General features: G+C 74.5%; 18 protein-coding genes. 11 read left to right on the top strand and 7 right to left on the bottom strand.

The window, feature by feature from the left end:
* The first annotated feature begins 171 nt into the window (after positions 1 to 171).
* Positions 172 to 4,257: a bifunctional nitrate reductase/sulfite reductase flavoprotein subunit alpha gene (locus AB0472_RS13545; protein WP_366356178.1), complete on the top strand. Its 4,086-nt coding sequence runs from the start codon at positions 172 to 174 to the stop codon at positions 4,255 to 4,257.
* Positions 4,258 to 4,260: 3 nt separating this feature from the next.
* On the opposite strand, the gene AB0472_RS13540 is transcribed toward AB0472_RS13545, so the two are convergent.
* On the bottom strand, positions 4,261 to 5,445 hold the full coding sequence (locus AB0472_RS13540) for a helix-turn-helix domain-containing protein (RefSeq protein WP_366356177.1): 1,185 nt from the start codon (positions 5,443 to 5,445) through the stop codon (positions 4,261 to 4,263).
* A 194-nt stretch (positions 5,446 to 5,639) separates the two neighbouring features.
* Here AB0472_RS13540 and AB0472_RS13535 point away from each other — a divergent pair, with 194 nt between their 5' ends.
* From AB0472_RS13535 to AB0472_RS13525, 3 genes are all read left to right on the top strand, one after another.
* A complete protein-coding gene (locus AB0472_RS13535) occupies positions 5,640 to 7,694 on the top strand; it encodes a molybdopterin cofactor-binding domain-containing protein (protein WP_366356538.1) in 2,055 nt (684 codons plus the stop codon).
* Between the two features lie 32 nt (positions 7,695 to 7,726).
* Positions 7,727 to 8,185, top strand: coding sequence for a (2Fe-2S)-binding protein (locus tag AB0472_RS13530; RefSeq protein ID WP_366356175.1), 459 nt, complete (start codon positions 7,727 to 7,729; stop codon positions 8,183 to 8,185).
* A gap of 777 nt (positions 8,186 to 8,962) precedes the next feature.
* The gene (locus AB0472_RS13525) at positions 8,963 to 9,271 is read left to right on the top strand and encodes a hypothetical protein (RefSeq protein WP_366356173.1); all 309 of its coding nucleotides are present in this window, start codon (positions 8,963 to 8,965) and stop codon (positions 9,269 to 9,271) included.
* 30 nt (positions 9,272 to 9,301) lie between these two features.
* On the opposite strand, the gene AB0472_RS13520 is transcribed toward AB0472_RS13525, so the two are convergent.
* Positions 9,302 to 10,276, bottom strand: coding sequence for an alpha/beta hydrolase (locus AB0472_RS13520; RefSeq protein WP_366356171.1), 975 nt, complete (start codon positions 10,274 to 10,276; stop codon positions 9,302 to 9,304).
* Positions 10,277 to 10,581: 305 nt separating this feature from the next.
* Between AB0472_RS13520 and AB0472_RS13515 the strand changes: the two genes are divergently transcribed.
* The gene (locus AB0472_RS13515) at positions 10,582 to 11,463 is read left to right on the top strand and encodes an LLM class F420-dependent oxidoreductase (protein ID WP_366356169.1); all 882 of its coding nucleotides are present in this window, start codon (positions 10,582 to 10,584) and stop codon (positions 11,461 to 11,463) included.
* 64 nt (positions 11,464 to 11,527) lie between these two features.
* Here AB0472_RS13515 and AB0472_RS13510 read toward each other — a convergent pair whose 3' ends face one another.
* On the bottom strand, positions 11,528 to 12,085 hold the full coding sequence (locus AB0472_RS13510) for an NADPH-dependent FMN reductase (RefSeq protein ID WP_366356167.1): 558 nt from the start codon (positions 12,083 to 12,085) through the stop codon (positions 11,528 to 11,530).
* Positions 12,086 to 12,186: 101 nt separating this feature from the next.
* Here AB0472_RS13510 and AB0472_RS13505 point away from each other — a divergent pair, with 101 nt between their 5' ends.
* Positions 12,187 to 12,867, top strand: coding sequence for a TetR/AcrR family transcriptional regulator (locus AB0472_RS13505; RefSeq protein ID WP_366356166.1), 681 nt, complete (start codon positions 12,187 to 12,189; stop codon positions 12,865 to 12,867).
* Here AB0472_RS13505 and AB0472_RS13500 read toward each other — a convergent pair.
* Entirely contained in the window at positions 12,842 to 14,038 is a 1,197-nt protein-coding gene (locus tag AB0472_RS13500; RefSeq protein ID WP_366356164.1) for an NAD(P)/FAD-dependent oxidoreductase, read from the bottom strand. The genes AB0472_RS13505 and AB0472_RS13500 overlap by 26 nt on opposite strands.
* Positions 14,039 to 14,047: 9 nt before the next feature.
* Entirely contained in the window at positions 14,048 to 14,719 is a 672-nt protein-coding gene (locus AB0472_RS13495; RefSeq protein WP_366356163.1) for a TetR/AcrR family transcriptional regulator, read from the bottom strand.
* Positions 14,720 to 14,877: 158 nt separating this feature from the next.
* Here AB0472_RS13495 and AB0472_RS13490 point away from each other — a divergent pair, with 158 nt between their 5' ends.
* Entirely contained in the window at positions 14,878 to 15,924 is a 1,047-nt protein-coding gene (locus AB0472_RS13490; protein ID WP_366356161.1) for a LacI family DNA-binding transcriptional regulator, read from the top strand.
* A gap of 190 nt (positions 15,925 to 16,114) precedes the next feature.
* On the opposite strand, the gene trxA is transcribed toward AB0472_RS13490, so the two are convergent.
* Entirely contained in the window at positions 16,115 to 16,495 is a 381-nt protein-coding gene (gene trxA / locus AB0472_RS13485; protein ID WP_366356160.1) for a thioredoxin, read from the bottom strand.
* Between the two features lie 136 nt (positions 16,496 to 16,631).
* On the opposite strand from trxA, the gene AB0472_RS13480 reads away from it, so the two are divergent.
* Positions 16,632 to 18,059, top strand: coding sequence for an NAD(P)/FAD-dependent oxidoreductase (locus AB0472_RS13480; RefSeq protein ID WP_366356158.1), 1,428 nt, complete (start codon positions 16,632 to 16,634; stop codon positions 18,057 to 18,059).
* 119 nt (positions 18,060 to 18,178) lie between these two features.
* On the opposite strand, the gene AB0472_RS13475 is transcribed toward AB0472_RS13480, so the two are convergent.
* On the bottom strand, positions 18,179 to 18,823 hold the full coding sequence (locus tag AB0472_RS13475) for a peptide deformylase (RefSeq protein ID WP_366356157.1): 645 nt from the start codon (positions 18,821 to 18,823) through the stop codon (positions 18,179 to 18,181).
* A 122-nt stretch (positions 18,824 to 18,945) separates the two neighbouring features.
* Here AB0472_RS13475 and AB0472_RS13470 point away from each other — a divergent pair, with 122 nt between their 5' ends.
* From AB0472_RS13470 to AB0472_RS13460, 3 genes are read left to right on the top strand one after another with little or no spacing between them, the layout of a single operon-like run.
* The gene (locus AB0472_RS13470) at positions 18,946 to 20,358 is read left to right on the top strand and encodes a PepSY-associated TM helix domain-containing protein (RefSeq protein ID WP_366356536.1); all 1,413 of its coding nucleotides are present in this window, start codon (positions 18,946 to 18,948) and stop codon (positions 20,356 to 20,358) included.
* Between the two features lie 58 nt (positions 20,359 to 20,416).
* The gene (locus AB0472_RS13465) at positions 20,417 to 20,833 is read left to right on the top strand and encodes a BlaI/MecI/CopY family transcriptional regulator (protein WP_366356156.1); all 417 of its coding nucleotides are present in this window, start codon (positions 20,417 to 20,419) and stop codon (positions 20,831 to 20,833) included.
* Between the two features lie 6 nt (positions 20,834 to 20,839).
* Positions 20,840 to 21,760, top strand: coding sequence for a M56 family metallopeptidase (locus tag AB0472_RS13460; RefSeq protein WP_366356154.1), 921 nt, complete (start codon positions 20,840 to 20,842; stop codon positions 21,758 to 21,760).
* Positions 21,761 to 21,868 lie beyond the last annotated feature (108 nt).

The raw sequence follows: 21,868 nt of genomic DNA, 5'->3' as shown, positions 1-21,868 counted from the left end.
CCGGGGACCGCTCCGGCCGGTGTCGCGGGCGTCCTCGCTCACACCGTCCGGAGCGGGGCTGTGCGGCGGCCTTAACCCCTGTTGATCGGGAGCGGTGACGCCGGTGTAATCAGCCGTGCCTACCGTCGGGACCGGACGGAAGAGGCTGACCAGCAGGAACAGGGGGCGCCCGTGGCCGCGCCGGACTCGCGCAGCACCGACACCCGCAGGGTGCGGACCGTCTGCTCGTACTGCGGGGTCGGCTGCGGCATGGTCCTGGACATCGGCAGCGGCCCGGACGGCCGTCGTACCGTCCTGAAGGCGTCCGGCGACAAGGAGCATCCGGCGAACTTCGGCCGGCTCTGCACGAAGGGCGCCACCACCGCCGACCTGCTCGCCGCGCCCGGCCGGCTGACCACCGCCCTGCTGCGGCCCGAGCGGGGCGAGGAGGCCGTCCCCACGGCCGTGGACACGGCGGTCGCCGAGACCGCGCGGCGGCTGCGCGCGGTCGTCGACGAGCACGGCCCGGACGCGGTCGCCCTCTACGTCTCCGGGCAGCTGAGCCTGGAGGCCCAGTACCTCGCGAACAAGCTCACCAAGGGCTGGCTGCGTACCAACAACATCGAGTCGAACTCCCGGCTGTGCATGGCGAGCGCCGGCACCGGCTACAAGCTCTCCCTCGGCGCCGACGGCCCGCCCGGCTCCTACGAGGACCTCGACCGGGCGGACGTCTTCCTCGTCATCGGCGCCAACATGGCCGACTGCCACCCCATCCTCTTCCTGCGTCTGATGGACCGGGTGAAGGCGGGCGCGAAGCTGATCGTCGTCGACCCGCGGCGCACCGCCACGGCCGCCAAGGCCGACCTGTTCCTCCAGGTCAGGCCCGGCACCGACCTCGCGCTCCTGAACGGCCTGCTCCACCTGCTGCACGAGAACGGGCACACCGCCCCCGACTTCGTCGCCGCGTACACCGAGGGCTGGGAGGCGATGCCGGAGTTCCTCGCCGGATACCCGCCCGCCACCGTCTGCGAGATCACCGGCATCCCCGAGGCCGACCTGCGCGCCGCCGCCCGGCTGATCGGCGAGGCGGGGGAGTGGACCAGCTGCTGGACCATGGGCCTCAACCAGTCCACGCACGGCACCTGGAACACCAACGCCCTGGTCAACCTGCACCTGGCGACCGGGAAGATCTGCCGGCCCGGCAGCGGCCCGCTCTCCCTCACCGGCCAGCCCAACGCCATGGGCGGCCGGGAGATGGGATACATGGGACCGGGCCTGCCCGGCCAGCGGTCGGTGCTGGTCGACGCCGACCGCGCCTTCGTCGAGCAGCAGTGGGGGCTGGCACCGGGCTCGATCCGCGCCGACGGTGTCGGCAAGGGCACGGTGGAGATGTTCCGGAAGATGGCCGACGGCGAGATCAAGGCCTGCTGGATCATCTGCACCAACCCGGTCGCCTCCGTCGCCAACCGCAGGACCGTCATCGAGGGCCTGGAGGCCGCCGAGTTCGTCGTCACCCAGGACGTCTTCGCCGACACCGAGACCAACGCCTACGCGGACGTCGTCCTGCCCGCCGCCCTGTGGACCGAGACCGAGGGCGTCCTCGTCAACAGCGAGCGCAACCTCACCCTCGCCCGCCCCGCCGCCGACCCGCCCGGCGAGGCCACCGCCGACTGGCGGCTGATCGCCGACGTGGCCCGCGCGATGGGGTACGAGGACGGCTTCTGCTACGACAGCGCGGAGGAGATCTTCGAGGAGATCAAGCGCTTCCACAACCCGCAGACCGGCTACGACCTGCGGGGCGTGACCTACGACCGGCTGCGCGCCGCCCCCGTCCAGTGGCCTGCCGCCACCGTCGACGGCCCCGACCGCAACCCCGTCCGGTACGTCGACGCCGACGGCTCCCTCACCTTCGCCACCGCCTCCGGGCGTGCCGTCTTCCACGCCCGGCCGCACGTGGACCCCGCCGAGATGCCGGACGACGACTACCCGTTCGTCCTGAACACCGGGCGCCTCCAGCACCAGTGGCACACCCTGACCAAGACCGCCAGGGTCGCCAAGCTGAACAGGCTCGACCCCGGCCCGTTCGTCGAGGTCCACCCCGAGGACGCGGTCGCGCTCGGACTCGCCGACGGCGACTCCGTGGAGGTCGCCTCACGGCGTGGCCGTGCGGTACTGCCCGCGGTCGTCACGGACCGGGTGCTCCCCGGCTCCTGCTTCGCGCCCTTCCACTGGAACGACCTGTTCGGCGAGTACCTCAGCGTCAACGCGGTGACCAGCGACGCGGTCGACCCCCTGTCGTTCCAGCCCGAGCTGAAGGTGTGCGCGGTGTCGCTGACCAAGGTGGCCACGCCGGTGAGCGTCCAGGTGCCCGGTGCGGACCGGACCCCGGCCGCCGTCGTGGTACCCGGCCCCGCCGCCGTCGCGCCCCCGGCGGCGGGGCCGCCGCCCTCCGCCGCCTCGGTGTTCGGCCTCGACCCGGCCCCGCCGCCGGTCCTCACCGCGTCCGAACGGCGGTACCTGGTCGGCTTCCTCGCCGGCGTCCCGGTCGGCGCCCCGGGCATCCCCGTGCTGCCGCCGGACGCGCCGTTCAGCCCCGAGCACGCCCTGTGGGTCAACGGCACCCTCGCCGGCATGTACTCCCGGTCCGCCGCGACCCCGGTCCCGCTGCCCACGCCCGGCCGCCAGGTGGTGGTCCTCTGGGCCTCGCAGACCGGCAACGCCGAGGACTTCGCCGCCACCGTGGCCGAGCGCCTCACCGCGGGCGGTCATCCGGCCTCCCTCCTCGCCATGGACCAGGCCGACCCGGCCGCCCTGCCCACGGGCGCCGACCTGCTCCTGATCACCAGCACCTTCGGCGACGGCGACGCCCCCGACAACGGCGCCGGTTTCTGGGACGGCCTCGCCGCCCTCGACGCCGGGCGCCTGCAAGGCCGCCGGTACGCCGTGCTGGCCTTCGGCGACTCCAGCTACGACGACTTCTGCGGGCACGGGCGGCGCCTGGACAGCCGGATGGACGAGCTCGGCGCGGTCCGGATCGCGCCGCGCACCGACTGCGAACCGGACTACGAGACCCAGGCGGCGGCCTGGCTGGACCAGGTGCTGACCGCTCTCAAGGGCGGCCCCCCGGTGTCGCCCCCCGCGCCCCCCGGGTCCCGGCGCCCCGCCCCCACCACCGCCCGCCTCGTCGGCAACCGGCTGCTCAGCCTGCCCGGCGCCGGCAAGGAGGTCCGCCGCTTCACCCTCGACACCCGCGACGGCGAGACCCCACTGGTCTACGAGGCGGGCGACGCGCTCGGTGTCCGTCCCCTCAACTCCCGTGCCCTGGTGGCGGAATGGCTGGAGGTCACCGGGCTGGACGCCGCATCCGCGGTGCAGGTGAACGGAGTCGGTGAGGTCTCCCTCGCCGAGGCCCTCTCCCGCCACCTGGACATCACCCGCGTCACCCCGGACCTGCTCCGCTTCGCCGCCGAACGCACCCGTGACCCGCGCGAGTTGCGCACGCTGCTGCGCCCCGACAACAAGGACGAACTGGCCAAGTGGTCCTGGGGCCGGCAGGCGGTCGACGTCGTCGCCGAGTTCGGGATCCGGGCCGGCGCCCAGGAGTGGGCGGGCGTCCTCGGCAGGCTCCAGCCCCGCCTGTACTCCATCTCGTCCAGCCCGCTGACCGACCCCCACCAGGTCTCGCTCACCGTCTCCGTCGTCCGCTACGAGAACCTGCGCGGCCGGCCCCGGCAGGGCGTCTGCTCGCCGTTCCTCGCCGACGCCGAACCCGGCATGCCGGTTGCGGTGCACGTCCAGCGCGCCCCGCACTTCCGGCCGCCGGCCGACCCGGCGGCCCCCATGGTCATGGTCGGCCCCGGCACCGGCGTCGCGCCGTTCGTCGGCTTCCTGGAGGAGCGCCGTGCCCGCGGCCACCGCGCCCCCAACTGGCTGTTCTTCGGCGAACAGCACCGGGCCACCGACTTCTACTACGAGCAGGAACTCACCGCCCTGCTCGCCGACGGCACCCTGAGCCGCCTCGACACCGCCTTCTCCCGCGACCAGCGTGCCAAGGTCTACGTCCAGGACCGGATGCGCGAACACGGCCCGCTGCTGTGGTCCTGGCTCCAGGACGGTGCCCACTTCTACGTCTGCGGCGACGCCACCCGGATGGCCAGGGACGTCGACCGGGCCCTGAAGGACATCGCCGGCGTGCACGGCGGGCTGACCGAGGACGAGGCGACGGCGTACGTCAAACAGCTGGCCGCGGACCGGCGTTACGTCCGGGACGTCTACTGACCCTTACCGGCTGTCCATCAGATGGTGCATGGTGAGGGCGAGTTGCAGCCGGAACCGGCCCTGCGGAGTGCGCACCGGCCAGCCCAGCAGATGCTCGGCGTGCGTCAACCGGTCCTGGAGCGTGGAGTGGTGGACATTGATGCCGGCCGCCGCCGCCCGCAGGCTCGCCGTCGACGCGACCGCGTGCAGCGTGCGCAGCATCCAGGGCGCGTCCGCGGCGGCGGCCCGCACCGCGCGGACGTCCGGCGCCGGTTCCGCACCGGGTACCACGAGGTCGGCGAGCAGCGCGATTCCGCCCAGGTCGTCGGCGTACACGACGGGCGGGCCGCCGGGCTCCGGTGCGCCGCCGTCGCAGGTGAACCGCAGCGCGGTCCGGGCCGCCGCCCAGGACCGGGGAAGGTCCACCGCGGCCACCGCCGTGCCCACGCCCGCGCGTTTCGCCGGCAGCACCGCCGACAGATCGTCGACCATGATCCGGGGCGGCCGGCCGGTCGTGCTCGGAGGCCGCCGGCCGGTCGTGTTCCGGGACCGTCCGAAGGCCGTGCCCTGGGACGGCTCGTCGGTCGTGCTCAGCGGCGGCCGGCCGGTCGTGTTCCGGGACCGTCCGACGGTCGTGCCCCGGGGCGGTCCGTCGGAGACGATGCGGGGTGGCCCGTCGGCCTGCGCCACCGCCCGGAACCGTGCCGCGGGGTCGGCGGTGTCCAGGCCGACCCTGCGGGCCGCGTGCAGCCGGGCCGGTAGCGGGGCACCGGCGTCCAGGACGGTCTCGATCAGCGCGGGGTCGTCCACCGGCGGCCCCGGCGCCCGCCCCCGGGTGCGGTCGAGCACGGACCGCACGGCCGCCGAGGCCCGCTCCAGGATCACCGCGTCGACGACGCTCGGCCCCTGTGTCCCGGCCCGCTCCAGCCACAGCGCCGGCGGCCCGCCCGGCACCAGCGGCGTGCACGGCCACTCGGGCCCGGGGCCGCCCGCCACGTCCGTCCGCCGGCCGTCCGGCTCCACCCGCACCCGGACCCGCCGCTCCTCGTCCGCCAGCCGGGCCGGGCACCCGGCGAGCACGGCGGCCCCGCGCACCAGCGCCTCCAGACCGGCCCGGGTCTCGGCCAGCCGGTCGAAGTAGGCGATGACCGCGACGGCGGCCCCGGCATCCGGGTCCACCGCGGCCAGCCGCCCCGCCAGCTCTTTCATACGGGCCATGATGCGTCATCCGGCGGTACGGAGAGGAGAGCCCGGCACGGCAGGCAACCCGTGCGTTCCCACGCCCCTCCTAGCTGTCGAGGCCGGCGGCACACAGCCCCGGCACAGGAACCGGCCGACAGGAGCCCCGCTTGGACCGCAACGAGCCCTCGCGTGCCGCCCCCGGACCGTCCCGCCGGGGATTCATGGTCTACACGGTGACCGCGGCCACCCTCACGGTCGCCGCCCCGCTCGGCTGCGACACCCCGCGGGCCGACGGCGCCACCGCGGCCCCCGGTGTCCTGGTCACCGGCACCGACGACGAGATGCTCGTCCTGGAGGTCACCGACGCCAACGAGGTCGTCGTACGGCTGCCCCGCGTCGAGGTCGGCCAGGGCATCACGACCGCCGTCGCCATGATGATCGCCGAGGAGCTGGACGCCCGCCTCGCCGACGTCCGGATCCCGCTCGCCGACGCCCGCGGCAAGGGCAACCAGTACACCGGCGGCTCCAGTTCGGTCAGTTCGCTGTACGGCCCGGCCCGGCAGCTGGCCGCCACCGCCCGCGCCCGGCTGGTGACCGCGGCCGCCCGCCGCTGGCGGCTCCCCGCGCACACCCTGCGCACCTGGAACACCCGGGTCGTGGCCCGCGACGGCCGGACGGCCACCTTCGGCTCCCTCACCGCGAGCGCGGCCCGGATCCGCACCCCGGACGTGTCGAGCAGGCCCAAGCCGGCCTCCCGGCACCGGGTGATCGGGAGGCCGACGACCAGGATCGACGCCCGCGACATCGTCACCGGCGCGGCGAAGTACGCCGGTGACCTGGCGGTGGCGGGTGCGAAGCCGACCGTGGTGGCCCGGCCGCCGACCCTGCGCGGCAGGCTGGTCTCCCTCGACGACACGGCGGCCCGCGCCCTGCCCGGTGTGCACGCGGTCGTCAGGATCCCGGGCGGCGTCGCCGTCGTGGCGGACACCTTCCACCACGCCTTCCAGGCCCGGGACGCGCTGCGGATCAGGTGGGCCGACGGCCCGCTCGTCCCCCTGTCGGACAAGGAGATCCGGGCCCGGCTGCGCGCCGCGGTGCCCCGGCTCGGCACCCCGCCGCACGGGTCGACGCAGATCGAGGGCGAGTTCGCGTTCGCGTTCGTCAGCCATGCCCCGATGGAGGTGCTCACGGCCGTCGCCGACGTCCGCTCCGACCGGGCCGAGCTGTGGTTCGCCACCCAGACCCCGATGGACGCCCGCGAGGCCGTCGCCGACCTGCTCGGGCTCTCCAGGACCGCGGTACGGGTCCACGTGACGCGCGGCGGCGGCTCGTTCGGGCGGCGGCTCAACTTCGACCAGGCGATCGAGGCGGCCCTCGTCTCCAGGGCGGCCCACCGGCCCGTGAAGCTGATGTGGAGCCGCAACGACGACATCCGGCACGGCAGGATGCGCCCCGCCGACCACCACCGGATCCGGGCCGGCGTCGCCGGGGGCCGGGTGGTGGCCTTCCAGCACATGACGGCCTCGGTCCGGGAGTCCTCCGACGAGCAGGGCCTGACCACGCGATCCGGCGTGGTACGGCCGCTGCCCAGTGCCGGCGGGCTGTACAACTTCGGCCGGGTGGGCGGCGATTCGGGCGGCATCGAACTGCCGGTGCCCCTCGGTGCCTGGCGTTCGGTGGACTCCGGGACCATGCGCACGGCGGAGGAGATCGTCGTCGACGACATCGCCCGCGCGCTGGGCCGGGACCCGGTCGCCTTCCGCCGTGACACTCTGCGCGGCAAGGCGGTGAAGGCCGTCCTCGCCAAGGCGGCCGCCGCCGGGCGCTGGGGGCGCCGGATGCCCGCGGGCACCGCCCAGGGCGTCGCCGTCCACGAGGAGTACGGGTCCGCCGTCGCCTGCCTGGCCGAGATCGACGCCACCGACCCGAAGAACCCGCGGGTCACCAAGGTGGTGATGGCCGCCGACGTCGGCACGGTCGTCAACCCGCGCGGCCTTCAGGCGCAACTGATGGGCACCGCCGTCGACGGCATCTCCACCGTGCTGCGCGCCGGGCTGCACATCGACCGGGGCGCGGTTCGCGAGGGCAGCTTCGCCGACTTCCACTACGCCCGTCAGCGGCACGCCCCGCTGGAGTTCGAGGCGCACGTCGTCCCGTCCGGCGGGGATCCGGGCGGCGCCGGCGAACTCGGTGTCCCCGCGGCGGCGGGCGCGGTCGCCAACGCCTACGCCCGAGCCACCGGCAGGAAGCCCCGCAGCTTCCCCCTCGACTTCTGACCGCCGCCGTCCCCGACCCCCAGAAGGCACTGATGAGTTCGTATTCCTTCGTCCTCAACGGCAAACCGGTGACGGTGAAGGCCCCCGCCGACATGCCCCTCCTCTGGGTCCTGCGCGATCTGCTCGGCGTCACGGGCCCCAAGTACGGCTGCGGGGTGGGCGTCTGCCGCGCCTGCACCAGCCACCTCGACGGCGCGGAGATCCAGCCGTGCACGGTCCCGGTCGCCGACTGCGCGGACCGTACGGTCACCACCATCGAGGGCCTGGCCGACGGCGACACCCTGCACCCCGTCCAACAGGCCTGGCTGGACTGCGACGTGGCCCAGTGCGGCTTCTGCCAGCCCGGCCAGATCATGGCGGCCGCCGCCCTCCTGAAGCGCACCCCGCACCCCACGGACGCCGACATCGACGCCATCGAGAACGTGTGCCGCTGCGGCACCTACTCCAGGATCAGGGAGGCGATCAAGAAGGCGTCGGCGAAAGGGGGTTGAGCCCCGGCCCCGCTCCGCCACCTTCCGGCGCGCGAACGGCGACCAAAGATGCCGAGGCATGGACCATGGACGCCCGGGCACAGACGACCGGCCGACGCGCCCGCGACCCCGCCCGTCCGTCGATGGTGTCCATCCGACGAGCGGGAGGTACCAGACGTGAGGACAGCACGGGGGAGTGCGGCCGTGACCCTGGCCGTGGCGGCCCTCCTGGCATCGACGGCCGGCGCACCGGCCCCGCACCACCCGGCACCGACCCGGTTCTACGGCCCCCTGGGGCGACGACCACGGGCCGGGCACCCTCGACCACCCCTTCGCCGCCCCGGCCCGCGCCCAGCGCGCGGTGCGGGCCGTCGCCCCGGGCACGGCCTCGGACGTCACGGTGAACCTGCGTGCCGGCACCTACCGCCTCACCTCGCCCCTCCGCCCGACCTCCGCCGACTCCGGCCGCCTCGGCCACCGGGTGGTCCACCAGGTGTACGGCTACGGCACCGCGCACCTGGAGCCGGTCACCCTCAGCGGCGGCCGCCCGGTCACCGGCCGGCGCCCCGCCCCCGGTCGCCCCGGCGTCCGGCAGGCCGACGTGGGCGGCCTCGAGACCCGCCGGCTCTGCGTGGACGGCCACCGGGCCCCCGCGCCTCCCGCGGCGCACCGCTGCCCGGCACACTCACCCCGACCGCCACCGGCCACACCACGACCAGCAGGATCCCCCTCTCCTGGCACCGCCCCGCAGACCTCGAAGTCGTCTACCGCTACGACTACGTGGAAGGCCGTTGCGGTGTGAAGGCGATCTCCGCGTCCGCCGCCGCCCCCGCCAGGACCACGATCAGCATGGACCAGCCCTGCTGGCGGCTGGCCCGGGCGCTCCAGGGAGCGGACGCCGGCAAAGGGACCCACGACGTCGAGAACGCCCCCGACTTCCTCACCCGGGCCCGCACCTGGTACCTGGACCGCTCCCGCCCCGGCCGGCACACCCTCCTCCATCGCCCGCGTGCGGGCCAGGACACGGCCCGCACGGAGGCCATCGCCCCCACCCTCATCACAACCACCGCCGGCCCCGCCGCCCCTACCGCAACGAACTGGGCCTGAACCCGCGCTGAGCGGGTGCCCGGCGGGCTCTCAGCGCGCCAGCACCCGCCGCAGCCAGTTCGCGTGTGCTGCTCGTGCGGACCGGGAGACGGGGGCCTGGGGGGCGAAGCCGTCGAAGCCGTGGAAGCCGCCGGGCCAGACGTGGAGTTCGGCGATGCCGCCGGACTGCCAGATGCGGGAGGCGTAGGCGACGGTCTCGTCGCGGAAGGTCTCGGCGGAGCCGACGTCGAGGAAGGCCGGGGGGAGGTTCGTGAGGTCGGTGGCGCGGGCCGGGGCCGCGTAGGGGGAGACGTCGGGGCCGCCCCGGCGCTCGCCGAGCAGAGCCGTCCAGCCCGTTTCGTTGGCGGTGTGGTCCCAGACGCCGAGGCCCTTCATCTGGTGACTGGAGGGGGTGTCGTTGCGGTCGTCGAGCATCGGGCAGAGCAGCATCTGGCCGATCACGGACGGACCCCGCCGGTCCCTCAGGAGGAGGGCCAGGGCCGCCGTGAGGCCGCCGCCCGCGCTGGCGCCCACGATCACGATCCGTTCCGGGTCGCCGCCGATCTCCTCCGCGTGCTCCGCGGTCCACAGCAGCCCCGCGTACACGTCCTCGACCGGCGCGGGGTGCGGGTGCTCGGGCGCCAGCCGGTACTCCACCGACACCACCACCGCGCCCAGCTCCTTCGCCCAGGCCAGCGGGGCGTCCACGCCCACCCGGTTGTTGCCGAGCACCATGCCGCCGCCGTGCACGTGGTAGATCACCGGGAGCGGACCGGAGGCGGCCGGGGCGACCGGGCGGCAGATCAGGAGCGAGATCTCGGGGGCGCCCGCGGGGCCGGGGACCGTACGGTCCGCCACCTCGAACGCGCCCTCCATGGTGAGGTCCAGCCCGGCGAGGAGCTGTATCCCCGGGCCCTGCCGCATCTCGGCGATGTCCGCCTGCGTGAACGACGGAGAGATCGCGTCCTTGATCAGTTCCAGGGCGGCGGAGAGTTCGGGGTCGAACGGGGGCGGTACGGCGGTCATCGCGGCTCCTCGGCGGGGGTTCTGCGGCTCGTATGCCCATGATCCGGGCGATCGTGCGTCCCCCGGGGGCCGCCGGTCGGCGGAAGCTCCCCGCCGTCCGGCGGGTGCGGGTCCGGAACCACGCCCGGACCCGCCGGACCGCCGAAGCCGGGCTTGACTTCGAGCGCGCTCCAGGATCTAGCGTCGAGGGGGCGCCGACGATCAGCGCGGATGCGGGCGGGCGGCGCCGGACGTCGGCGTGGAACGACGTGGATCGACAGTGTGGGACATCAGCGCGGAGCTTCAGGGCGGAACGGAGAACGGCCATGCGCGTGGGCGTGCACATCAACCGGTTCAACCACCCCGGCGGCGGACCCGCCCTCGGCGCCGAACTCGCCGCCGCGGGCACCGCGGCCGAGGCGGCGGGCGTCAGCTGGGTCTCGGTGATGGACCACTACTTCCAGATGGAGTTCAACGGCGGCGCCGAGGACTCCATGCTGGAGGCCTACACCACCCTCGGCTACCTCGCCGGCCGTACCTCCACCGTGCGACTCGGCGCCCTGGTGACAGGAGTGACGTACCGGCACCCCGGACTCCTCGCCAAGATCGCCACCACCCTGGACGTGGTGTCGGGCGGCCGGGCCACCCTGGGCATCGGCGCCGCCTGGTACGACCGTGAGCACCACGGACTCGGCGTGCCCTACCCGCCGCTCAAGGAGCGCTTCGAGCGGCTTGAGGAGACGCTCAGACTCTGTCTGCAGATGTGGGACCCGGAGAACAACGGCCCCTTCGAGGGCCGGTACTACCAGCTCGCCGAGACGCTCTGCGTGCCCGCGCCGGTGAGCACCCCGCACCCCGAGATCATGATCGGCGGCCAGGGCGAGAAGAAGACCCTGCGCCTGGTGGCCCAGTACGCCGACGCGTGCAACCTCATCCCCTCCTCCCCGGAGGAGCTGCGGCACAAGCTGGAGGTGCTGCGCGGCCACTGCGACACCGTCGGGCGGGACTACGACACCATCCGCAAGACCATCGCGTACGGCGCCGAGCCGGTCACCGCCGGCGACCTGGACGCCTTCACCCGGGACATCGAGGGCTACGCCGAGCTGGGCCTCGACACCGTCATCCTGTCCCCGCGCCTCGGCGAGACCTCGGGCTGGATGGAGACCTTCGCCGCCCCGGCCGTCGAGCGGCTCGCCGGGATCGAGTGACCGGGAGCGGCACGCGGGGGACGCGAAGGGGGCCGGCGGGTGCCGGCCCCCTTCGGGCGGTGGTTCAGGCGGCCACGGCCACGTTGCCGTGCAGGCGGGCGACCACCTCGGTCAGCTGGGCGGCGACCTCGGTGTCGTCGGCCGGGTGGGTCTCGGCGAAGCGGGTCACCGAACCGGGGATCGACAGCTTGATGTCCTCGATCACCTTGCCGCCGGCGATGCCCACGGCCTTGCGGGCCTCGTCCTGCGCCCACACGCCGCCGTACTGGCCGAAGGCGGTGCCGATGACGGCGACCGGCTTGCCGCCGAAGGCGCCGGCGCCGTACGGGCGGGACAGCCAGTCGATGGCGTTCTTCAGGACCGCCGGGATGGTGCCGTTGTACTCGGGGGAGAAGAGCAGGAACGCGTCGGCGGCCCGGGCGGCCTCGCGCAGCCTCGCGGCGGCGGCCGGGACGTCGCCCTCGACGTCGATGTCCTCGTTGTAGAACGGGATGTCGGCGAGGCCCTCGAAGACCTCGACCACGGCACCCTCGGGGGCGAGCTTGACGGCCGCCTCGGCGAGCTGGCGGTTGTGCGAACCGGCGCGAAGGCTGCCGACGAGCGCAAGGATGCGGACAGACATGGGGAACTCCAAGGGGGGTGAAACACTGCCGTAATAAATCCGGACCGCGGTCCGGTTAATTTCTAACACCCTAAACGGACCTCGGTCCAGTTCTGTTCCGGATGCTTTACGCTGTCTTCATGTCCAGCGTCCTGCCGCCCCTCCCGCAGCCCCAGGAGCCCTTCGACACCCCGCAGTTGCTCGAAGTCGGACCCGCTCCCGAAGGGCCGTGCCTGCGCGCCGACGCGGCCCGCAACCGCGCCCGGCTGCTGGAGGCCGCCACCCGGCTGATCGCCGAGCACGGGGTGGCCGGCGTGACCATGGAGGCGGTGGCCGCGGCGGCCGAGGTCGGCAAGGGCACGGTCTTCCGCCGTTTCGGCGACCGCACCGGACTGCTGATGGCGCTGCTCGACCACTCCTCGCGACAGCTCCAGGCGGACTTCCTGGGCGGTCCGCCGCCCCTGGGCCCCGGCGCCCCACCGGTCGAACGGCTGCGGGCGTTCGGCGTCGCGGTGCTCTACCGCGCGGCCGAGCAGCTGGACCTCCAGCTGGCCGCCCAGCCCGAGCCCACCCGGCGCTACGCCAATCCGCCGATCCAGGCGCTGCGCACCCACCTGACGATGCTGCTGCGGCAGATCGATCCGGACGCCGACTGCGACCTGCTCGCGCAGACGCTGCTCGCCTACCTCGACCCCGCCCAGATCCACCATCTGACCCGGCAGTGCGGAATGCCGATGGAGCGCCTGGAGGCCGGCTGGACCGACCTGGTCGACCGCGTCACACGGACGGCGCCGCCCCGCTGACAGCCACCCCGCCGGCGTCCGCCGCGCCGCCGTCCGGGCCGGCCCCGGTGAACATGTCGACCAGTCCCTGCGGTGCGTCGGCGCGGAGCAGTATGGCGCCGCTCGCCGCGGAGTCCGCGGCGGACCGCGCGGCGCGCGCGAACATCTTCTCCTCGTAGGCGGCCACGGCGGCCTCCGTGTCGCCCGGGTGCGCGGCGAGCGCGAGGCCCAGGTCGGCGCCGTCGATCAGCGCCAGGTTGGCGCCCTCGCCGGCGAACGGCGACATCAGGTGCGCCGCGTCGCCGAGCAGGGTGACCCCGGGGACCCGGTCCCAGCGGTGGCCCACCGGCAGGGCGTGGATCCGCCGCGGCACCAGCGGGCCCTCGGCGTCCGCGACCAGCGCCCGCAGGCTCTTGTCCCAGTCGCCGAAGTGGTCGAGCACGGCCCGCTTGGCGGCCTCGACGGAGGTGAAGTCGATCCCGTCCAGCCACTCCTCGGGCGCCTCGAGCGCCGTGTACACGTGCAGGCTGCCGTCGCTCTCCCGGTGACCGAGGAAGCCCCGGCCCGCGCCGAGCGCGAACAGCATGCCCCAGCCGACCACCTCGGCGCTCACCGGATGCCGTACGTCCGCGTCCGGCAGGTCCGACTCCACGAACGAGACCCCCGTGTACGCGGGCCGCGCGTCCGAGACCAGCGGGCGGATCCGGGACCAGGCGCCGTCCGCGCCGACCAGCAGACCCGTCGTGAAGGAGCCGCCGTCCTCCAGGGTCACCTCGTGCCGGCCGTCGCCGAGCGGGCGGGCGCCGGTGACCTTCGCGCCCCAGCGGATCACGTCCTCGGGCAGGGAGCCGACCAGCAGCCGGCGCAGGTCGCCCCGGTCGATCTCCGGGCGCCCGCCGGCGCCGTCGTCGGGGATGTCCAGCAGGACCCGGGCGTCCTTGTCCAGGACCCGCGTCGCCTGGCCGCCCGCGTGGACGTGCGCGAGGAACGCGTCGTACAGCCCGGCCGCGCGCAGCGCCACCTGGCCGGAGTCGTCGTGGATGTCGAGCATGCCGCCCTGGGTACGGGCCGTCGCGGACGCGTCGAGGTCGAAGACGGCCGCCTCGATGCCGTGCACCCGCAGCACCCGGGCGAGCGTGAGCCCGCCGGGACCGGCTCCGACGATCGCCACGGGGTGGTGGGGAATGGGCATGTGCGTCTCCTAGTCGTGGGGTTCGGGTACGGCGGTGTGCTCGATGCCGTTGATCAGGGCCTGGAAGGCCCAGGACACGCGGGCCTCGGGTGCGCCCGACAGGAGCCACCCGGAGGCGGCGGCGATGTGCGGATGGACGTGGTCCGACACCCGGCTCAGCGCCCGGCCGAGGGCGTCCCAGTCCTCCTGGGACGCCTCACCCGCGTGCTCCGCGGCGGTCGCGGTGGCGCGCTGGAGCAGCAGGTCGACGCCCCAGGCGGCCCGCTCGCGCGGTACCCCGCCCTCGTCGAGCAGGCCCAGCAGGGTCTCGATCAGGTCCAGGTAGTGCGGGCCGCTCGGCCATGCGGTCAGCGCGGAGCGGGCGAGGCTCGGATACTCCATGAGCATCCGCGTGTACGCGATGAGCACCCGCTCCAGCCGCTCCCGCCAGTCACCCTCCGCCGGGGCCGGGCCGACGGAGCCGAGCAGTTCGTCCAGGACCGCCGCGTGCAGTTCGGCGGTGCTGCGGACGTAGACGTACAGCGAGGCCGGGCCGGTGTCGAGCTCCTGGGCCAGGCGTCGCATGGTGACCTTCTGCAGGCCCTCGGCGCGCAGGATCTCCACGGCGACGGCGACGATGCCCTCCCTGGTCAGGGCGGGCTTGGCGGGACGCTCCCGCCGGGAGCGGGGAGTTGCTGGCATGCGTCCAGGGTAACGAACATGTTCGTTGCGAACAAGTTCGTGACGAACATGTTCGCCCGGTCGCGTGAAGGACCCCCGGACCGGTTGATCAAGGCTCAACTCGTCGAAGCGTCAACCACCTTGCCCCGCCGGTCCCCCCGCCCCCGGCTTCTGCCAAGATGCCGTACGTCATGGTGCACATCCCGAAACCGCCCTCGGCAGCGTCGCCGGTCCCGCGCTCGGTCCCCACGAGCGCCGATGTGGCCCGCCTGGCGGGCGTCTCCCGCGCGACCGTCTCCTACGTCCTCAACAACACCAGTGCCGTCCGGATCAGCGAGCCCACCCGGCGCCGGGTCCACGAGGCCGCGAAGGAGCTCGGGTACGTCCCCCACGCGGCCGCCCGCAGCCTGCGTGCCGGACACAGCAGGATGGTCCTGATGCCCGCCCCGGCCATCGCGGTGGGCCCGCTGTACGGGCAGTTCATCAACGAACTCCAGTGGGCCCTCAGCCGCCTCGACTACACGGTCGTCCAGTACGGCTCCGCGGGCCTGCGCGGTGACGAAGCGGCCCGCGCCTGGGCGGAGTTGAGGCCGGTGGCCGTGCTGGTCCCCGACGCCGGACTCGGCCCCGAGGGGGTCGCGGTCCTCAAGCGGGCCGGTGCCCGCGCGGTGGTCACCTTCGGCCCCGAACGCGTCGAGGGCGCCCACGCCCTGCTGATGGACCACGACGCCGTCGGTCACTGCGCCGGACGTCATCTGTACGCCCGCGGCCGGCGCCGGATCGGCGTGGTCGTCCCCGAGGAGACCGGCCTGGAGACCTACTCCCGGCCCCGCCTCGAAGGCGTGCGCCAGGCCCTGCGCGGCACCGACGCCGCCGTGACCGCCGTGCCGCTCGCCTACACCGAGCAGTCGGCAGCCGAACTCGCCGCCCGCTGGCCCGAGTTGGGAATCGACGCGGTGTTCGCCTACAACGACGAGTACGCCATGCTGTTCATGCGCGCTCTCCAGGACGAGGGCGTGCGCATCCCCGAGGACACCGCGGTGCTCGGCGCCGACGACCTGATGCTCGGCCGGCTGCTGCGGCCCCGGCTCTCCACGATCCACATCGACCTGCCCTCCGGCCGGGAGCTGGCCGAACTGGTCGACCGCGTGGTGCGCGAACCCTGCGCCGAACCGGAGACGCACCGGGTGCTCGGCGCCTCGGTCGTGCAACGCGAGTCCGGCTGATCCCGGCCGGGACCGCCCACCGGCCTGCCTGCCGCTACGGCCGCACCCCGGCCTGCCTGCAGCTACGGACGGCCGTACCCCCAGGCCTGCCTGCCGCTACGGACGGCCGTACCCCCAGGCCTGCCTGCCGCTACGGCCGCACCCCGGCCCGCCGACTGCTACAGCCGCGCCCCGGCCGCCCCGTCGGCTGCTACTCGCCCTGTGCGCCGTCCTGCTGCGCCGCGATGCTCTTGCGGACCTCGTCCATGTCCAGCTTGCGGGCCTGGCCGATGACGTCCGTCAGGGCGGCCTCCGGCAGGGCGCCGGGCTGGGCGAAGACGGCGACCTGGTCACGGACGATCATCAGGGTCGGGATCGACTGGATGCCGAAGGCCTGCGCCAGCTCCGGCTGCGCCTCGGTGTCGACCTTGCCGAAGACCAGGTCGGGGTTGTCCTGCGCGGCCTTCTCGTAGACCGGCGCGAACATCCGGCACGGGCCGCACCAGGACGCCCAGAAGTCGATCAGGACGAACTCGTTCTCGCTGACCGTCTGGTCGAAGTTCTCCTTGGTGAGCTCCACGGTGCTGCTCATGCGTGCTTCCCTCTTCCTGACGTGGGGGGCGCCCCGGGGCGGGGCGGAACCGCTCGCGACAACATGTCCGGCCGGGCAGGTATTCCGGCTGCCCACTCGTGTGGCCCTGGCGCACACCACCCGCAAGACTGGCCCCATGACGGAAACGGAATCCATCGCTTACGACGTCGTGGTGCTCGGGGCCGGGCCCGTGGGGGAGAACGTCGCCGACCGCACCCGTGCGGCCGGTCTCACCACCGCGGTCGTGGAGAGCGAACTCGTCGGCGGCGAATGCTCGTACTGGGCCTGTATGCCCAGCAAGGCCCTGCTGCGCCCGGTGATCGCCCGGGGCGACGCCCGCCGCCTGCCGGGCCTCGCCCAGGCGGTCCAGGGCCCCCTCGACACCGCCGCGGTCCTCGCCCGCCGCAACTACTTCACCTCGGACTGGAAGGACGACGGCCAGGTCGCCTGGCTGAACGGCATCAACGCCGACCTGTACCGCGGCCACGGCCGCCTCGCCGGACCCCGCACGGTCACCGTGACCGGCCCCGACGGCACCCTCACCACTCTCACCGCCCGGCACGCGGTGGCCGTCGCCACCGGCACCCGCGCCCAGCTGCCCGACCTGCCGGGCCTCGCCGAAGTCAGGCCCTGGACCAGCCGCGAGGCCACCAGCGCGCAGCAGGCACCCGGCCGGCTGATCGTCGTCGGCGGCGGGGTGGTCGCCACCGAGATGGCGACCGCCTGGCAGGCCCTCGGCTCCCGGGTCACCCTCCTGGTCCGCGGCAAGGGCGTGCTCAACCGCATGGAGCCGTTCGCCGGCGAACTCGTCGCCGACGGGCTCAAGGAGGCCGGCGTCGACGTCCGCACCGGCACCTCCGTCCGGTCGGTCACCCGGGAGAACGGCACGGTGGTGGCCGTGACCGACAGCGGCGACCGCATCGAGGCCGACGAGATCCTCTTCGCCACGGGGCGCGTCCCGCACACCGACGACATCGGCCTGGACACGGTCGGCCTGCAGCCCGGCTCCTGGCTGTCCGTCGACGACACCCTCCTGGTCGAGGGCACCGACTGGCTCTACGCCGTCGGGGACGTGAACCACCGGGCACTCCTCACCCACGAGGGCAAGTACCAGGCCCGGATCGCCGGCGCGGCGATCGCGGCGCGCGTCGCGGACACGCCGCTGCTGGACGCGCCGTGGGGCGCGCACGTGGCCACCGCCGACCATCACGCCGTACCGCAGGTCGTCTTCACCGACCCGGAGGCGGCGGCCGTCGGGCTCTCCCTCGCGGAGGCGGAGCAGGCCGGGTACCGGGTGCGGGCCGTCGACGTCGAGTTCTCGTCCGTCGCCGGGGCCGGCCTGTACGCCGACGGCTACAGGGGGCGGGCCCGGATGGTGGTCGATCTGGAGGCCGAGATCCTGCGCGGCGTCACCTTCGTGGGGCCCGGAGTGGGTGAGCTGATCCACTCGGCGACGGTCGCGATCGCCGGGGAGGTGCCGATCAGCCGGTTGTGGCATGCGGTGCCGTCCTACCCGACGTTGAGCGAGGTCTGGCTGCGGCTGCTCGAGGCCTACCGGGGGTAGGGCCGGACGGGGGCGCGGGGGGCGGGCGGTCTGCGGGCCGGTGGGGGCTCGCCACGCGGTTCCTCCCCGGCCTTCGGCCGGGGGGTACCCCCAGCGCCCCTTTCGGGGCGCGACGGCGCTCAGGACAGTGTGAAGCCCAGCTCGGCTGCCGCCGTCGCCGGGGTCGGCTGGGTCCAGCGGTCGGCCATGGCGGCGTTGGAGGACAGCGAGCGCAGTTCCGCCCGGTCCAGGTAGAGCGTGCCGTCGAGGTGGTCGGTCTCGTGCTGGACGATGCGGGCCGGCCACCCCGTGAACACCTCGTCCAGCGGGTGCCCGTGCTCGTCCGTGCCGGTCAGCCGGACGCTCGCGGGCCGGGCCACCACCGCCTGCCAGCCCGGCACGCTCAGGCAGCCCTCGAAGAACGCGGCGCGGACCGTGCCGACGGGCTCGTAGACCGGGTTGACCAGCACCCGGAACGGCTGCGGGACCCGGCCCCGGGCCGCCGCCACCTCCTTTGGCACCGGCGCCGGGTCCTCGATGACCGCGATCCGCAGCGGGACGCCCACCTGGGGCGCCGCCACGCCCACGCCCGGTGCCGCGTGCATGGTGACCCGCAGCGCCTCGACGAAGCGGGCCAGCAGGGCCGCGTCCAACTGGCCGTCGTACGGCTCGGTTCCGCGCCGCAGCACCGGGTCACCGGCCGCGACGATGGGCAACGGGCCGCCAGGGGCGAGGAGTTCCTCGACCCGCTCGGCAAGGGGGGCGTGATCACTGGGAGATGCCATCGGGCCAGCATGCCATGGCGAGGCGTGTGACTCAGGTCACTTCGGAGGCGGGGAACTCCGCCGGCGAGCGGTCCGACTACTGGACCGTCCCCGCTCCGCACCAGTCCCCCGGAGAGACCCCGATGTCCATCGCCCCTTCGCCCCCCACGGACGAGGCCCCGCAACCCACCGTCCCGGCCGCACCCCCGAGCCGCTGGGCCCCGCTGCGCCCCCTCGTCCTGCGCCTGCACTTCTACGCCGGCGTCCTGGTCGCCCCGTTCCTGCTGGTCGCCGCCGCCACCGGTCTGCTGTACGCCTTCTCCTTCCAGGCCGAGAAGCTGGTGTACGCCCATGAGCTGACCGTCCCGGTGGGCGACAGCAGGCTGCCGGTCTCCGAGCAGGTGGCCGCCGCCCGCAAGGCCCACCCCGAGGGCACGGTCTCCGCGATACGGCCGTCTCCCGAGGCGGACGCGACCACCAGGGTGCTGCTGTCGGGCGTGAAGGGCGTGAACCCGGACCACACCCTCGCGGTGTTCGTCGACCCGTACACCGGCAAGGTACGCGGCGCGCTCGAACAGTACGGCTCGACCGGCGCGCTCCCGCTGCGCACCTGGATCGACGAACTCCACCGCGACCTCCACCTCGGCGACACCGGGCGGCTGTACAGCGAGTTCGCGGCGAGCTGGCTGTGGGTGATCGCGGGCGGCGGCCTGGTGCTGTGGTTCGCCCGGCGGCGGGCGCTGCGCAAGGTGCGCGGCACCAGCGGGCGGCGGCGCACGCTGGGCCTGCACGGCACCGTCGGGGTCTGGGCCGCCGCCGGATTCGTCTTCCTCTCGGCGACCGGCCTGACCTGGTCCACCTACGCCGGCGCCAACATCGACGAACTGCGCACCTCGCTCGGCCAGGCCACCCCGTCCGTCTCCGCGGCCGCGACCGGCGGCGAGCACGCGGGACACGGTGCGGCGGCCGGGGCCGGCGGTGACGCCGGGCACGGCGTCGGCCTGGACAAGGTGCTCGCGGCCGCCCGTGCGGAAGGGCTGGGCGATCCCGTCGAGATCGTCCCGCCCGTCGACGCGAACAGCGCCTACGTGGTGCGGCAGATCCAGCGCAGCTGGCCCGAGAAGCAGGACTCCGTCGCCGTGGACCCGGCCACCGGCGAGGTGACCGACGTCCTGCGCTTCGCCGACCACCCGGTGCTCGCCAAGCTCACCCGCTGGGGCATCGACCTGCACACCGGCATCCTCTTCGGCCTGGTCAACCAGTTCGCCCTGGCCCTGCTCGCGCTCGCCCTGATCCTGCTGATCGTGTGGGGCTACCGCATGTGGTGGCAGCGCGGCCGCGGCTCCGCCTTCGGCCGGCCGATCCCGCGCGGCGCCTGGGCCGAGGTCCCGCCCTATGTCCTCGTCCCGGCGATGGCGGTGGTCGCGGTCCTCGGCTGGTTCGTGCCGCTGCTGGGGATCCCGCTGGCCGCCTTCCTCGCCGTGGACATCGTGCTCGGCGAGATCGCGCACCGTCGCGGCCGCCGGACGTACGGAGGCCGGGCCGGCGTGAAGTAGCGTGGTCGGACACGCCGATGCGTGTCACCACATGCCGACGCCGGAGGGAGACGGGACCATGGCACGGGCCCGGCGGGGGCAGGGGGAGCTGGAGGGCCAGGTGCTGGGCGCGCTGCGCGAGGCCGGCGGTCCCGTCACCGCCGCCTGGGTGCAGGAGCGGCTCGGCGGCGACCTCGCCTACACCACCGTCGTGACCATCCTGACCCGGCTGCTCGCCAAGGACGTCGTCGCCCGCGAACGGCAGGGCCGGTCCTTTCTGTGGACGCCCACCGCCGACGTGGCGCGGCTCGCCGCGCTGCGGATGCGCCGGCTCCTCGACGGCGAACGGGACCGGGAGGCGGTGCTCGCCAGCTTCGTCACCGCCCTGCCGCCCGGCGACGAGCAGGTGCTGCGGGCCCTGCTGGAGGCCGCCGGGCCGGGCCCGGTGAACACTCGGAACATCCCGCCCGCGGACCACGGCGGTACGGAAGACTGACCGCCCATGGGGGTCTTCGTCTTCCTGCCGCTGGTCCTGCCGCTGACCGCGTGGCCCGTCGCCCGCCTGACCGAGGGGCGGCTGCACCCGCGTGCCGCCACCCGGCTGCTCACCGCGGTGGCCGTGGTCATGGCCGGGTGCAGCACGCTCTGCCTCGCCCTGCTGATGGTGGTCGGCACCGCCCAGCTCCCCGGCAACCCCCTGCCGGACGGCTGGTCCGACCCGGAGGTGCTGGCCGCCGTCCCGCACGACGCGATCGCCGGGCGCGCCGCCATCCCCGCCCTGGCCGCGGTGGCGGTCCTGGGCGGCCATACCCTCCACCGGCACCGCCGCGTCACCCGGCGGGCCCGCCGGACGCTCACCGCACTGCCCGGCCGCGCGGTCGCCGTGCTGCCCGACAGCACCGCCTACGCCTACGCGCTCCCCGACCGGATCGTCGTCACCACCGCGCTCCTGGACGGCCTGGCCCCGGGCGAACGCCGGGCCCTGTTCGCCCACGAACGCGCCCACCTCACCGCCCGGCACCACCGGCACCTGCTCGCCGTCCACCTCGCGGCACGCGCCAACCCCTTCCTGCGGCCCCTGCGCACCGCCGTCCGCTACACGGCCGAGCGCTGGGCGGACGAGGAGGCGGCCCGCTCGGTGGGGGACCGGCGCACGGTCGCACGGGCCATCGGCAAGGCGGCGCTGCTCTCCGCGGGCACTCCGGCGCCGACGCCGGCCGCGGTGGCCGCCACCGGTCCGGTGCCGCGCCGGGTCGCCGCCCTGCTCGGCCCGGCCCCGGTGGTCCGGAGCCGGCCCTCCGCGTTCACCGCGGCCGGCCTCGCCGTCCGGGGCGCCGCCGCGGGCACCCTCGTGTCGGCGATGTCCTCTGCGAACTCGGCGGTGACGCTGTTCCTCGTCCTGCGCGCGGCCGCACCGCTGTGACGGCGCGCGGCCGCACTGCTGTGACGGCCGCCGGTACGACGGCGGGAGGGGCCCCCCGCCCAGCCCGGGGGCCCCCCACGGCGCAGCCGGGCACACCTGGGGACACTG

The sequence above is a fragment of the Streptomyces sp. NPDC086777 genome (assembly GCF_040702065.1).
Lineage (GTDB): Bacteria > Actinomycetota > Actinomycetes > Streptomycetales > Streptomycetaceae > Streptomyces.
The sequence above is the reverse complement of the archived record's forward strand: the minus strand, read 5'-3'. Positions and strand labels throughout refer to the sequence as shown.